Origin of the sequence: Stenotrophomonas sp. 59, assembly GCF_030291095.1 — a bacterium.
Taxonomy (GTDB): domain Bacteria; phylum Pseudomonadota; class Gammaproteobacteria; order Xanthomonadales; family Xanthomonadaceae; genus Stenotrophomonas; species Stenotrophomonas maltophilia_Q.
This window is the reverse complement of sequence record NZ_CP127408.1, coordinates 574,712-588,373: the sequence shown is the minus strand read 5'-3', so window position 1 is coordinate 588,373 and position 13,662 is coordinate 574,712. Positions and strand designations below refer to the sequence as shown.

Annotated in this window: 10 protein-coding genes; 2 read left to right on the top strand and 8 right to left on the bottom strand. The window is 63.1% G+C overall.

Annotated features, from left to right (window positions below; genetic code table 11):
* Window positions 1-2: 2 nt before the first annotated feature.
* The 3 genes from QP552_RS02600 to QP552_RS02590 are packed head-to-tail and all read right to left on the bottom strand — an operon-like array spanning window position 3 to window position 3,300.
* Window positions 3-1,307: an NAD(P)/FAD-dependent oxidoreductase gene (locus QP552_RS02600; protein WP_106550202.1), complete on the bottom strand. Its 1,305-nt coding sequence runs from the start codon at window positions 1,305-1,307 to the stop codon at window positions 3-5.
* The gene (locus tag QP552_RS02595) at window positions 1,304-2,296 is read right to left on the bottom strand and encodes a lysylphosphatidylglycerol synthase transmembrane domain-containing protein (RefSeq protein WP_286074889.1); all 993 of its coding nucleotides are present in this window, start codon (window positions 2,294-2,296) and stop codon (window positions 1,304-1,306) included. The genes QP552_RS02600 and QP552_RS02595 overlap by 4 nt, the downstream gene beginning before the upstream one ends.
* Complete coding sequence (locus QP552_RS02590; protein WP_286074888.1) at window positions 2,293-3,300, bottom strand: glycosyltransferase family 2 protein; 1,008 nt, start codon at window positions 3,298-3,300, stop codon at window positions 2,293-2,295. The genes QP552_RS02595 and QP552_RS02590 overlap by 4 nt, the downstream gene beginning before the upstream one ends.
* 213 nt (window positions 3,301-3,513) lie before the next feature.
* Here QP552_RS02590 and QP552_RS02585 point away from each other — a divergent pair, with 213 nt between their 5' ends.
* Together QP552_RS02585 and QP552_RS02580 are read left to right on the top strand one after the other, a co-directional pair.
* Window positions 3,514-5,499: an HAD family hydrolase gene (locus QP552_RS02585; protein ID WP_286074887.1), complete on the top strand. Its 1,986-nt coding sequence runs from the start codon at window positions 3,514-3,516 to the stop codon at window positions 5,497-5,499.
* 16 nt (window positions 5,500-5,515) lie between these two features.
* Window positions 5,516-6,715, top strand: a complete 1,200-nt coding sequence (locus QP552_RS02580) for a glycosyltransferase family 4 protein (RefSeq protein ID WP_106550205.1) — start codon at window positions 5,516-5,518, stop codon at window positions 6,713-6,715.
* Window positions 6,716-6,740: 25 nt separating this feature from the next.
* Here the strand turns inward: QP552_RS02580 and galE are convergent, their stop codons facing one another.
* Genes galE through QP552_RS02555 form a run of 5 tightly spaced genes read right to left on the bottom strand, consistent with a single transcriptional unit; the run spans window position 6,741 to window position 13,649 of the window.
* Window positions 6,741-7,754 carry a UDP-glucose 4-epimerase GalE gene (gene galE, locus QP552_RS02575; RefSeq protein ID WP_099551431.1) on the bottom strand — a complete coding sequence of 338 codons (1,014 nt, stop codon included), beginning with the start codon at window positions 7,752-7,754 and terminating at the stop codon, window positions 6,741-6,743.
* A 42-nt stretch (window positions 7,755-7,796) separates the two neighbouring features.
* Window positions 7,797-10,145 (bottom strand): methyltransferase domain-containing protein, encoded by a 2,349-nt coding sequence (locus QP552_RS02570; protein WP_286074886.1) that lies wholly within the window; start codon window positions 10,143-10,145, stop codon window positions 7,797-7,799.
* Window positions 10,146-10,161: 16 nt separating this feature from the next.
* A complete protein-coding gene (locus tag QP552_RS02565) occupies window positions 10,162-11,589 on the bottom strand; it encodes an ABC transporter ATP-binding protein (protein WP_286074885.1) in 1,428 nt (475 codons plus the stop codon).
* Window positions 11,579-12,442 (bottom strand): ABC transporter permease, encoded by an 864-nt coding sequence (locus tag QP552_RS02560; protein ID WP_106550208.1) that lies wholly within the window; start codon window positions 12,440-12,442, stop codon window positions 11,579-11,581. Before QP552_RS02560 ends, QP552_RS02565 begins: the two co-directional genes overlap by 11 nt.
* 31 nt (window positions 12,443-12,473) lie before the next feature.
* A complete protein-coding gene (locus tag QP552_RS02555; RefSeq protein WP_106550209.1) occupies window positions 12,474-13,649 on the bottom strand; it encodes a cystathionine gamma-synthase in 1,176 nt (391 codons plus the stop codon).
* Window positions 13,650-13,662: the final 13 nt, after the last annotated feature.

Genomic DNA, 13,662 nt, shown 5'->3' with positions numbered 1-13,662 from the left:
ACTCAGCCCCCGAGGATTGCGTGCGCCACTTTGCGACCTTCACGGATCGCATAGTTGGTACCACGATCTTCCGGGTAGATCTGCGCCATCGAGCACAGGTAGAAGCCCTGTTCCGGCCCGCGCACTTCCGGGATCAGGCGACTGTAGAACTTCTCGACAACCGGCTGGGACCAGCGCGCGCGCCAGAGGTGGTGCTTGGTGATCCACTCACGGCGCAGTGCAGGGAACATCTTCTGCAGATAGGGCAACGCGAAGTCGAGGAACTGATCACGGTCCATCGAATACAGCGCATCCGTATGCGGCAGGTACTTGGACAGGTAGACGATATGGCTGCCACCGTAGGTCTCGGCACGCTCGAAGTTGGTGTGCTCGATGACGCCGACGAACGGGAAGCTGGGATCGTTGACGTTCAACCAATAGGTATCAGACAGCTTGCGGTCCATCTCCAGCACCAGGCAGACATTGCCGATGTACTGGATGCGCTGCAACGACTGCACATACTCCGGCGACGCCCAGCCGGAGACCATGTCGGCCACCAGCGGCAGCGCGGTGGTGGCCAGCACCTTGTCGGCATCGATCGGGCCGGCACTTGTCTGCAACTGCCAGCCGTCACCCTTGGGGGCGAAGCTGTCGACACGGGTACCGGTGATGACCTTGCCCCCCAACGCCACGATGCGGGCCGCCAACGCCTCGGCAAGGCTCGCAAAGCCACCGCGGAAATAGGCCAGGCGCTCTTCACCGCCCTTGCCACGGCTACCGCCACGCAACTTCAGCTTGTTCCAGAACCATACGGCGGAAACCGTGTCGGCGTAAGGGCCGAACTTGCCCTTCAGCAGCGGCTCCCACACCACCTCATAGACCTTCTCGCCGCCCAGGCTCTTCAGCCACTGGGACGCGGTCAGGCCTTCCAGCTCCATCCAATGCTTGACCCTGCGCGCGCGCAGGGCGAGCAGGCCCAGGCGGATGCGATCGACGAACGAAAGCGGTGTGAAGTTGAGCAGGTCCCAGGGCGTGGACAGGCGGAAGAAGTTGTTGGCGTAGTACATGCCGGTATTCGTCGGATTCACTTCAACCCGATCGTTCAGGCCCAGCTCGTCGATGAGCTGCATGACCTCCAGGTCGTTGGTGAACCAGTGGTGATAGAAGCAATCCAGTTTCTCCCCACCGACGTCGAATGCCGCAGCCAGGCCGGCAACGTCGGTTTCTGCCTCCAGCACCGTCACCTGCACGCCATTGCGCGCCAGTTCATAGGCGGCGGTAAGACCGGTGAATCCGCCACCGATGATGGCAACGCTCTTGTTCTTCATTTCCTATCCTCGGAAGACGGCTTGCCCCGCATCGAGCGGGTCATCAGGAACAGACCGCCGATCACTGTCGGCGGCAGCCACAACATGAAATGGACCAGCAGGGCATAGACAGTCGATTCGGCAACACCGTTGCCCATCGCCTTCATCGCCCTGACCACGAAGTAGTCGAAAGTACCCACGTAACCAGGTGTACCGGGGAGCAGCGTGGCCAGGGTTCCCAGCGGCAAAGCCAGCCAGGCTGCGGCGGCAACCGCGAGGCTGGCCAGCGCTTTGGCGCACAGGTAGAACACCAGCCCCTCACCGGTCCAGGCAAGCACCGACCACAGCATCAGGCCAGCCATGGTGCCCTTGCCGGAAAGATGGCCGAGGGTATCGACCCCCTTCAACAGCTCACCCTGCACGCGGGCTCCGATGCGGGGCGAAATGCGCGAGAGCAGGCGACCGCCCCAGGCCAGCAACGGCGAGAACGCGCCCGGGAACAACAACACCAGGGCAATCACCAGCCCTGCCGCCGCCAGCGTCCAGATCCCGACACCGCCGGCCAGCGAATCACTGGCGCCACTGACCCACAACGCAATGCCAAGCAGCAGCACGACCATCAGCAGGTCCAGCAGGCGCTCGACGAACAGGGTCGCCACCACAACACCGGACGTAACGCCAAGACGGTCATTGAACGCAAAGGCACGGAGGATGTCGCCAGCGCGCATCGGCAATACATTGTTCATGGCGAAACTGCCCATGAATGGTCCCGCGCAGTCGCGCCAGCGCAGGGCGGCATTGTCGCGCGCCAGCATCCGGCGCCAGCGCTCGATGCGTGCCGAGTAGCCCAGCAGGAAGCACAGCAGGGCCAGTCCCAGCCAGCCCCAGCCGACGTTGGCAAAGGCATTGCTCAGCTGCTCGTAGCTGACCTGGCGCAGCACCAGCCAGCCGAACAAGCCTGCCACCCCCACCCCGACCAGCAGTCGCAGGACCTTTCGGGTCCCGCTCATTCGCCAGCCTCCGCCGGCCTGACGACCGTGGTGCCATCCCTTGTTTCCTGCACGATGTACAACGGGCGACGCTTGACCTCACGGTAGATGCGGCCGATGTACTCGCCCAGGATGCCAACGCAGATCAGCTGCACGCCCCCCAGGAACAGCACCGCGATCATCAGTGCGGTCCAGCCCGGCACCCATTCCTGGGTAAACAGGCGCATGGCCAGCGAATAGACGATGACCAGCATCGCGAGCAACGAGCTCAGCACGCCCAGCGTCACCGAAAGCTGCAGTGGCTTGGCCGAGAAAGACAGGATTCCGTCGGTCGCGAAGCGCACCATCTTCCGCAACGGATATTTGCTTTCGCCGGCAAAGCGCTTGTCGCGGCGATAGGGCAACGCGATCTGGTTGAAACCCACCCAGCTGACCATCCCGCGAACGAAGCGATCCTGCTCCGGCATCGACTTCAGCACCTCGACGACATTGCGGCTCATCAAGCGGAAGTCACCCGTATCCAGCGGGATCGGCACATCGGACAGGCGGTTGAGCACGCGATAGAAGACCCGCGCGGTAGCCAGCTTGAACCGTGATTCACCCGGGCGGTCCGTGCGGGTTCCATAGACAACGTCGAACCCCTCTTCCCAGCGATCGACCATTTCCGCGATGACTTCCGGCGGATCCTGCAGGTCGGCGTCGATCAACACCACTGCATCGCCGCGCGCCGCGTCGATGCCAGCGGTTACCGCCAGCTGATGGCCGAAATTGCGTGCAAAGCCCAGCATGCGGACACGACGATCACTGGCGGCATAGCGCCTTAGCAGCTCGCGGGTACGATCCCGGCTGCCATCGTCGACAAAGACCAGTTCAACCTTCAATCCGCGGGCCTCAAGGGTCTCCGCGGTCTCGGAGAGGCGGCGCAGCGTCTCGGCCAGCACCTCTTCCTCGTTGTAGCAGGGTACGACGATAGACAACAATCTGCCGTCCGGATTGTTAATGCTCATTGCGGGTCCTGGGTCCACATCCTTCGGATGAACGGCGCGCGGCCCATTCAGGCCGTGTCGTTTTCAGCCGGACATGATATCCGAGCCCCTCCACCTTTGCGCTACCGCGGTCCCGGGCGACGCTGATACCATCACCCTCCCCTCTTGCGTAACCCGCCCCCTTTCGCTACAGGCCATTCACGACAGTCCATGACCCAACAGCATTGCACCGATATCGACCCACAGCGGGTCATGAGTGAAATTGAACGCATTCAGCCTTCGGTGGTCTGCTTCGACTACTTCGATACCCTGGTATCCCGGGGCATCCACCCGGAGGATGTAAAGCGGCTGTGGGCCGAGGGGATTGCCCGCGTGTTTCCCGGCGGCCCGGACGGCCCCGAGTTGTATCGCCAGCGCAACGCACGCGAGGCCGCCCACTGCGCCATTGATCGTGGCCCCGGACTGGACAGCGAATTCCGCGCCAGCGAGGTCTATGCCGAACTCTGGGACGCCAATGCAGGGCTGCAGTCGATGCCTCGTGCCGCGTTCACTACGCTGGCGCTGGATCTGGAAGTGTCGCTGGAACTGTCTACCCAGCAACTGGACGAGCAGGTCGTCGGCCTGGTGCGGGAGCTTTCGGCGAAGGGCGTCGAATGCTGGCTGGTCAGCGACTTCTATCTTGAAACCGACGTCTTCCGGCAGTTCCTTGCCCATCATGGGCTGGATTCAGCGTTCAAGCGCATGTTCGTATCATGCGATTCGTTCACGACCAAGCGCGGCAGTGGAATGTATGCCCGCGTGCTGGCGGAAACGGGCATCGCTCCCGGTCAGGTGGTGATGATCGGCGACAACGAACACGCAGATTTCAACAACGCCAGGGCCGCAGGCCTGCACGCCATTCACCTGGATCGCAGCCAACGCCATGCCCACTACCAGGTACTGGCAGAGCGCGCCGCCGACATTGCCCGCACCCGTACCGACATCAATCGCCTGCTCGACGGCGGTGCCGGCGTGTTCCGCGAGCTTGCGCTCACGCTCCACCTTTTCATCGACCGCCTGCATGCGCGCCTGGTCCGCGAGGGCGCCCGCGATGTGTTTTTCCTGGCCCGTGAAGGCCAGTTCCTGAAGCGCCTGTTCGACCATTACCAGAACACCCGGCAGCTTCAGGGCGCAGTCCGTATCCGCAGCCATTATCTTGAGGTCTCGCGCCGCGCCACCCTGCTGCCGTCACTGCAGCCACTGGCCCAGGAGACCTTCGAGACGCTGTTCCGCCAGTACCGGCGCATCTCGCTCAACGACTTCCTGTCCAGCCTTGGCCTGCATTCGATGTCTGCCGAACTGGCCGAGCGCCTTGGCGTTGATGCCGATGCCATCCAGGAAGACCTGCCGTCCAGCGAAGTCTTCGCCCGCCTGCGCACCGACGCGCTGTTCGAGCAGACCTATGAGCAGGAACGCCTTGCGCGCCGCTCTGCGTTCCTCGCCTATCTGGACGCGTTCGGTGCCGACCCCACGTCCCCGACCCTGCACCTGGTCGATGTGGGCTGGAAGGGCACCATCCAGGACAATATTTCGGCCATCGTGATCGGCGCGGATACCGGCCTGACAGCCGTACAGGGCCACTACATCGGCCTGGTCGCCAGCGGCTCGGCTTCGGACCGGAACCGGAAGGATGGCCTGCTGTTCTCCTGCATCGGCAGCACCAGCCGCAACTTCGCCATCTTCAACGAGAATCGAGCCCTGTTTGAAGTCGTGCTCGCGGCCGACCATGGCTCCGCATTGCGCTACGGCTTCGATGCCAGCGGCCTGCCCGTGGTCAGCCACCAGGAATTCAGCGAGGAATCGCTGTTCCGCAGCAAGGTCGCACCGCTGCAAGCCCAGTTGTGGGACCTGTTCGTCGAACTGGACCGCGTCTTCCGCCACCACAACATCCCTGCCCGCGAGCTGGAACGCCTGGCTACGCACGCGCATGCACGCATGCTGCTGCAGCCGGACCAGGCCGCAATCGAGTGGTTCGAGAACGTTTACCACGTCGAGAACTTCGGCGTGTTCAACCATTCCACCTTCGATGTCGGCGCACATCAACCTTCGTTCATCGACAAGCTTCGTTTCTACCTGTCATTGCGCCGCAATGGCGTGGACAACCTTGGCTTCTGGCCCCTGTTGACCTGCCTGCAACGCGGCGGCCGCTGGGTTGCCTCGCGCTACGCATCAGGTCGACTGCGCGGCATTGAAGATTGATCACCGGGAAGCATGAATGAAAATTGCGTTCTTTGTCGGCTCTGCCGACATCAGCGGTGGTACTTACGTGGTGTTCCAGCATGCACTGCATGCGATCCAGGAAGGGCATGACGTCACCTTGGTCCTGCAGTACCCCTATGTCGCGAGCCAACGCAAATGGCACCCCGCGCTTGATGTCCTGCGGATCGTGCAGATCTGGGACCTGGGCGAGGAGCACTTCGACCTGGCGATCGCCACCTGGTGGCGTACCGCCACCGAACTGCACAAGATCAATGCCGACCAGTATGCCTACTTCGTGCAGTCCATCGAATCGCGCTTCTACCCGGACGCGGAACGGCCTCTGCAGTCGCTGGTCGACAGCACCTACGATCTGGGACTCCCGGTCGTCACCGAAGCAACCTGGATCCAGCAGCACCTGCAGGAACGCCACGGCAACGATGCCCGCCTGGTGCGCAATGGCATCCGCAAGGACCTCTACCGCCTGGACGGCCCGGCCCACGCACCGCGTGGTCGCGATCTGCGCGTGCTGGTCGAAGGACCCTTCGGCGTGTTCTTCAAGAACGTCGGCCGCAGCCTGAAACTGGCGAGGACCAGCCGTGCCGATCAGACCTGGCTGCTGACGTCCAGCCAGCTGCGCTGGTACCCGGGAGTCGACCGCCTGTTCTCAAGGGTTCCGATTGACCAGGTTCCCGCGATCTACCGCTCGTGCGATGTGATCGTCAAGCTGAGCTATGTCGAGGGCATGTTCGGGCCGCCTCTGGAGATGTTCCACTGCGGCGGCACCGCGATCGTCTACAACGTCACCGGCCACGACGAGTACATCCGCAATGGCGAGAATGCCTTGGTCCTGCAGCGTGACGACGAGGCCGGCGTAGTCAATGCACTGAATCTGCTGAAGGACTCTCCGGACGAACTCCAGCGACTGAAGCACAACGCGATTGCCACGGCCGAGGCCTGGCCCGATTGGGATACCTCCTCGACCCAGTTCGAGGCAGTGCTTCGCCAGATGCACACGATGCCTGCGGTCGACCGCACCGAACTGCGCGAACGCAACGAGCACTTCTGGGCGCGCTATGTTGCCGACGAGAACGAGCGTCTCAAGCACATCCCGCAACATGTCAGCCTGCGCAAGCGCGTGGGCGCGCGCCTGTACCGCATCCGCGCCATCCACGACTTCCGTCAGTGGTGCCGCTACATCGGCGAGGGCTGGTTCTGAACCAGCCCACCACCCAGGACGCTGATCAAGCGTCCTGGTAGCCTCTCGGATACTGCGTCTGCCAGCGCCAGCTGTCCTCACACATGCGCTGCAGGTCGAACTGCGCCTTCCAGCCCAGCAACTGCTCGGCCAGGCCCGTATCAGCAAAGCACTCGGCCACGTCACCTTCCCGGCGTGGTGCGAAGTCCACCGCGATGCTCTGGCCCGACGCCCGCTCGAATGCATGCACCACCTCAAGCACGCTATAGCCGCGCCCCGTTCCCAGGTTCACGGTGAAGCCCCGCGGGTGTTTCTGCAGGGCATCGATGGCACGTACATGGGCCTCGGCCAGGTCGACCACATGCACGTAGTCGCGCACTCCCGTGCCGTCACTGGTGGGATAGTCATTGCCGAACACGTTCAATGCGGCACGACGGCCAATCGCAACCTGCGAGATGTAGGGCATCAGATTGTTCGGCGGGCCGTTGGGATCCTCGCCGATCAATCCGCTCTCGTGGGCACCGACCGGGTTGAAGTAGCGCAGCAGCGCTGCCCCGAACTCCGGCATGGAGGCGGTCAGATCGCCGATCATCTGTTCCATCACCAGCTTGGTACGGCCATAGGGATTGACCGCACCAAGGCCGGCCGACTCGGTGATCGGCGAGGTGTTGCCATCGCCATAGACCGTGGCCGATGAACTGAACACGAGTTTGCCGACACCTGCGTCCTTCATGGCCCGCAGCAGGCACAGGGTGCCGGTGATGTTGTTGTCGAAGTAGGAAAGCGGATCGGCGACCGACTGGGCCACCGACTTGAGCGCGGCGAAATGGATCACCGCCTCGGCACCGCTGCTGCGCAGCAGCTCGGCGAACGCCGGCTCGCGGATGTCCATCTGATGGAATTCGGGAGTGAAGCCGATGATCCTGGCCAGCTGGTCTACCACACGTGCCGACGAGTTGCAGAGATTGTCCACCAGGCAGACATCGTAACCCTGCTCGACCAGCTTCACGCACGTGTGCGAGCCGATGTAGCCGGTGCCGCCAGTTACCAGGATCTTCATCCTTGTTCTTCCTTATTTCTTCGTACTTGTCGTTGGGATGGACTACTTGCCGAGCTTCTGGTTGAGGCTCGCAATGATCTGGTCACGCGCCGCGATTTCGGTATCCATATGGGTCATCACCTTCCAGCGAGCCTCCAGGAGGTCGGCCTGCCCCTGCAGAGCCTCATCGCGCGCGTCGATCAAGGCAGTCATCGAACGGATCGATTCATCGCGGGCATCGATCAGGTGCCCCTGGGATTGAACCACCTCGTCACGTTCGGACACCATCTGCTCCAGCGCCCGAATGGCAACGTCCCGTTCGGACACCATCTGCTCCAGCGCCCGAATGGCAACGTCCCGTTCGGACACCATCTGGTCCAGCGACTGCAGGATCTGCCAACGCTGGTCCAGCAGGCGCGCCTGGGATGCGATCGAGTCGGTACGCTCGCGGATCATCCATTTCCAGCATTGCCGGCTCTGCTCGAGCAGCCGCTCCTGGGGCAGCTGCCGCGCCGGAGACGACCAGCGCAGCGCCTTGATGCTGCGTGTTGCCGAGTCCAGAAGTTCCACGCCGACGATCGACGCGAACTGCTGTGGCTGCTGCGAATCACCCAGGTAGGCCTCATGCCCGCACGCAAGCATCTCGAACGCGACTTCACTGGCCATGCACCAACGGGCACGGGCCTGCTCCAGCCTACCGGCCGCGGCCAGCAGCTGTCCGGCCTCGTAGGCAGCATCGACAATCTTGGTACCGATGGTCGGGCTGAACGAGCGCCAGTCAACGGCAACAACCGCATCAAGCGCTTCCAGCGCCCCATCCAGGTCACCGATACGACGCAGCAGGGACGCGCACAGATAGCGCAGCGAGATCGACCAGCGCACCGCGTGTGGCGAGGGGATGGCGCGATCCAGGTGCTCCACCATCCGCCTGATGAGGGCGTTGACCTCCGCAGCTGCCAGCTCCTGACGTTCAAGCATCTGGTAGCCGAGCACCGCCAATGCAGCCGCCACGTCCGGGGCACCCTCGTTCGCAGGCTCCCCCAGCACGCGCCGGGCAATATCGGCGAGTACCTGCGGATTGCGTGCACGGAACGGGAACTCCACCAGCGCACGCAGCAGCCAGGGATTTCGATAGTCGCGGGCGAATTCCAGTACTTCAGCCGGCCTGTCACTGGATCCATAGACCGATTCGCGGTAGATGAACCCCTTCGCCAGCGGATCCCGCATCACGACCAGCAACAACTCGGCGTCCTTCGGCACCGTGACCGCGGACTCCAGCCCGCAGGGAGAAAATGCACGGACCGCACCGCCCCTGCCCCGGGGAATGCCACCGAGCAGGCTGAAGGCCTGTTCCAGGTACCAGCCGGGCGGGAGCAGATCCTGCAGTACGGGCCATGACTCCGCGGCGTCGCCTCCATCAGCCACCAGCGACAGAAGTACGCGACCTCCAGGCGAGACCCCATCCTGCAGGGAGCCCAGCAAGCCCTCCAGCGTCCCGCGCGTCACCGGCTCACCAAGCGCCGCGACAAAATCGACTTCAGGCGCTGCGCCGGCCAGCGTCGGGCGAAGACGGGGCTCCACTGCGGCGTAGGCCGCTTCAAAGGCCATACGTGCGGCGGGATCGATCACGCAGTACAGCGTGTCCGCCTCGGAGCGGCGTGACAGCAGATAGCTGCCTGCTCCAGTCGCTGCCGCCAGGTCCAGCACCCGGTCACCCGGCCGTACATAACCGGCCGCCCAGTGGTACTTGTAGAGTTCAGCGTCTGCCGCGATACCCGTGCTGCAGCAGGAGTCGTGCATTGCATCGCCCGCCACCGCTGGCATCGCCTCCAGCGCCAGCAGAATCACATCATCGTCGAAGTTCAGCGACTCGAAGTTGATCAGGTCGAAGTAGCCCGGGTGCTTGCGGAAGCCCGCGTTGAAGCACTTCTGCTCCCACCAGCTGCGCCCCTGGATGACCTGCCGGCCATCGCCCTCCGTCACGACCGCCGACACCTGCACGCGCACCAGCAGCTGCCCTCGGCAGATCCGCCGCAGCTCGGAGAGCACGCGCGGCACATCCGCTTCATCCAGGTACTCGATGAGGCCGTTGGCCACGACACAATCGAAATGGCCATCAGGATAGGGCAGTGACGTTGCAGCGGCGCAGATGAAGCGATCCGGCGCACGTTGCTGCGCAGCAGTGATCGCGACCTGTGATACATCGACACCATGGGCGTCCAGGCCCTGCTTGAGCAGCTCGGTGACCAGCCCGCCGCGGCCACAGCCAACATCCAGCACCCTGCCTGCACCGGCAGTGGCCAGGATGGTCTGCGCGAACGCAGCAATTGCCGGATGGTCATCCTCCACTCCGGCACTCCAGCACCGGTCCCAACGCAGCTGGTAGACCGCTACGCTCTCGTTCTCACCCATGTCCACACACCCATCGCTAACGATCCCAATCGGCCTGCATCCTCAGGTCGATGACACCGCCAAAGAAATGCTCGTCCCTGCGCATCAGCACCTGGAAGAAAGCCGCTTCATCCATCCAGTGCAGTATGCGCTGGCTGGTGTAGTCCGGCCGCTCTTCAAACGACACAGCGGCCTGGATTTCATACAGATTGACACCGAGATCACAATCGCAGGTGAACGTGACGCTGAACCTCTCCCCCGCGGCGAACTGGCGGTTCCAGAAGACCTCGCCCTCCGCCAGGCCTGCCAGGCGCTTCATGTCCTGATTCAAGGTGCCCCACGAGTAGATCTTGAAGCCTTCCTTGTTTCGAATGCGGATCCCGACATTCAAATTGCTGATCGCGACACGACTCTCGCATTCGACACGAATGGTGATGCGCTGCGAGGGGTAGTACACGGATACGTTGTCACCTGCCTCGTCCAGCGTCTCCACCTTCACCACGAAGGCCTGCTGGTCGCCGAATGACATGTTGCCCGAGCGTGCGCCCTGGGCCACCTCTTCCTCTCCGACCGGCGGCGACGAAGCCGCATCGGCCTGCGTATCGGGGGGCAGCACGGGAAGCGAAGGCTCCGATTCCTGCTTGTGGAGGGCTGCCGACGCCGCGATCTTCTCGGTCAATGACGAGAAGTAGCGCGACTCCTCCTCATGCAGCAGTCGCCGGTAGCTCACGATCACTTCCGAAGACGTACCCCAGCCGATCTGCCGGCCATCGCGCAACAGCAGCGCCCGATTGGTCAACGTGCGCACCGACTCCTGGTCGTGGGAAACGAACAGCAACGATACGCCGTCACTGACGAGGCGCTCGATCTGCTGGAAGCAGCGCTTCTGGAACAGCGCGTCACCCACGGCCAGGGCTTCGTCAACGATCAGGATGTCCGGCCGCAACTGCACCTGCACGGCGAATGCCAGGCGCACCAGCATGCCGCTGGAGTATGTCTTGACGGGTTGTTCCAGGTGGTCACCGATATCGGCGAACCCGGCGATGGCATCAAACTTCTCGTCGATCTCGGCCGGTGTCAGGCCCAGCAGTGCGCCGTTGAGATAAACATTCTCGCGTCCGGAGTACTCGTGATTGAAGCCCGACCCGAGCTCCAGCAGCGCCGCGATGCGCCCGCTGGTGCGAACTTCACCAGTGGTCGGCGACAACGTACCTGTGATGATCTGCAACAGCGTGCTCTTGCCGCTGCCGTTGCGACCAACGATGCCAACCGCCTCACCGCGCTTGACCTCGAAATCGATGTCGCGCAGCGCCCAGAACTCACGGAACTGGTCGTGGCAAAGGCCCGGCGAGACACGGTTAAGTGCCGGAACGAAGAACTGCTTGAGCCGCTGACGCGGAGTGTCATACATCTCATAGCGCTTGCTGACGCCACGGACACTGATTGCTACTTCATCAGAGGACATCGGCAAACCCCTTCCTGGTCTTCTGGAACCACCAGAAGCCGAATATGGCAACAACACCGGCGATCACCGTACCCACCAGCAGCTGGCGGAAGTCAGGATAGGTTCCAAACACGATCACCTTGCGCGCATTCTCGATGATGAAGGTCAGCGGATTGAGCATCAGCCAGCCACGGTACTTCTCGGGAAGCGCGCTGATGGGATAGAACACCGGTGACAGGAACAGCAGGATCGTCATTGCCGTACCGGTCATCTGCCCCACGTCACGGACGAACACGCCCAGTGAGGCCAGGATCCATGACAGGCCCATGGCCGCAAGGACCAGGGGCAACATCACCAACGGCAGGAACACCACCGTCCAGTGCATCTCCTGCATGAAGGCCAGCTGCGCGGCAAACAATGCCAGGAGACTGATCGCCGCGTGGAACAGCGCCGAGCCCATCGAGATCAGCGTAAGAATCTCCAATGGAAACACGACGCGCTTGACGTAGTTCACATTGCCCACGATCAGACCGGGAGCACGGTTGATGCATTCGGCCAGGAAGGTATGCATGATCAGGCCGGAGAACAGGATGATCGCGAATGCAGCCTTGCCGCCCGGGGCATCAGTGCCCCAGCGGGCGTTGAAGATCACCGAGAAGAAGAACGTATAGATGACCAGCATCAGCAGCGGATTAAAGAACGACCACGCCAGGCCGAGCAACGACCCCTTGTAACGTCCGGTCACTTCACGCCGGGTCATCTGCACGATCAGGCTGCGATGGATCCAGATGCTCCGCGCCAGCTTCCTGGGCGCATTGAACAGGTTGGTACGCTCGGAAATCGAGTTCGGTGTATGGACGACAACGTCTTTCATCGATGTGTGTGCTCCCGGGCTGGCCGCTGTGTCACGCGCCCAGCGCCCTCTCCAGATCCACCTGCAGATCCCCCAGATCCTCAACACCCACGCTCAGCCGCACCAGCGCATCGCTGATGCCCAGCTGTTCACGGCGCGCAACCGGGATCGACGCATGCGTCATCACCGCCGGGTGGTTGACCAGGCTTTCCACGCCGCCCAGCGATTCGGCCAGGGTGAACAGCTCGGTCTTCTCGCAGAAGCGCTTGGCCGCCTCGAAACCGCCCTTCAGCACGATCGAGACGATGCCGCCGTAACCGGCCATCTGCCTGCCGGCCAGTTCGTGCTGCGGGTGTGACGGCAGGCCCGGGTAGATCACCTTCTCCACCGCCGGGTGCTTTTCCAGCCACTGGGCCAGCGCCAGCGCGTTGGCGCAGTGCGCCTTCATGCGCAGCGGCAGGGTCTTCAGGCCACGCAGGGCCAGGAAGCTGTCGAACGGGCCCTGCACGCCACCCACCGAGTTCTGCAGGAAGGCCATCTGCTCGGCCAGTTCGGCGTTGTCGCCAACCACCACCATGCCACCGACCATGTCCGAGTGGCCGTTGAGGTACTTGGTGGCCGAATGCAGCACCAGGTCCGCGCCCAGTTCCAGCGGACGCTGCAGCATCGGCGAGGCGAAGGTGTTGTCGACCACCACGATCAGGCCATGGCGCTTGGCGATGGCGGCGACCGCGGCGATGTCCACGATCTTCAGCATCGGGTTGGTCGGGGTCTCGATCCACACCATCTTCGTCTTCGACGTGATGGACGCTTCAAACGCAGCCAGGTCGGTCAGGTCGACGAAGCTGAAATCCAGTCCGGCGGTGCGGCGGCGCACGCGCTCGAACAGGCGGAAGCTGCCGCCGTAGATGTCATCCATCGCCACCACGTGGCTGCCAGCGTCCAGCAGCTCGATCACGGTCGAGCTGGCCGCCATGCCCGAGGCGAAGGCGAAGCCGCGGGTGCCACCTTCCAGCGACGCCACGCAGCGCTCGTAGGCGAAGCGGGTCGGGTTGTGGGTACGCGAGTACTCGAAGCCCTGGTGCTCGCCCGGGCTGGACTGCGCATAGGTCGAGGTGGCGTAGATCGGCGGCATCACCGCGCCGGTGCTGGGGTCGGGCGACTGGCCGCCGTGGATGGCCAGCGTGGCCAGGGCCAGGGCGCGATCCTGGGAAGTAGCGTTGGACATGTTCTTTCCTGAG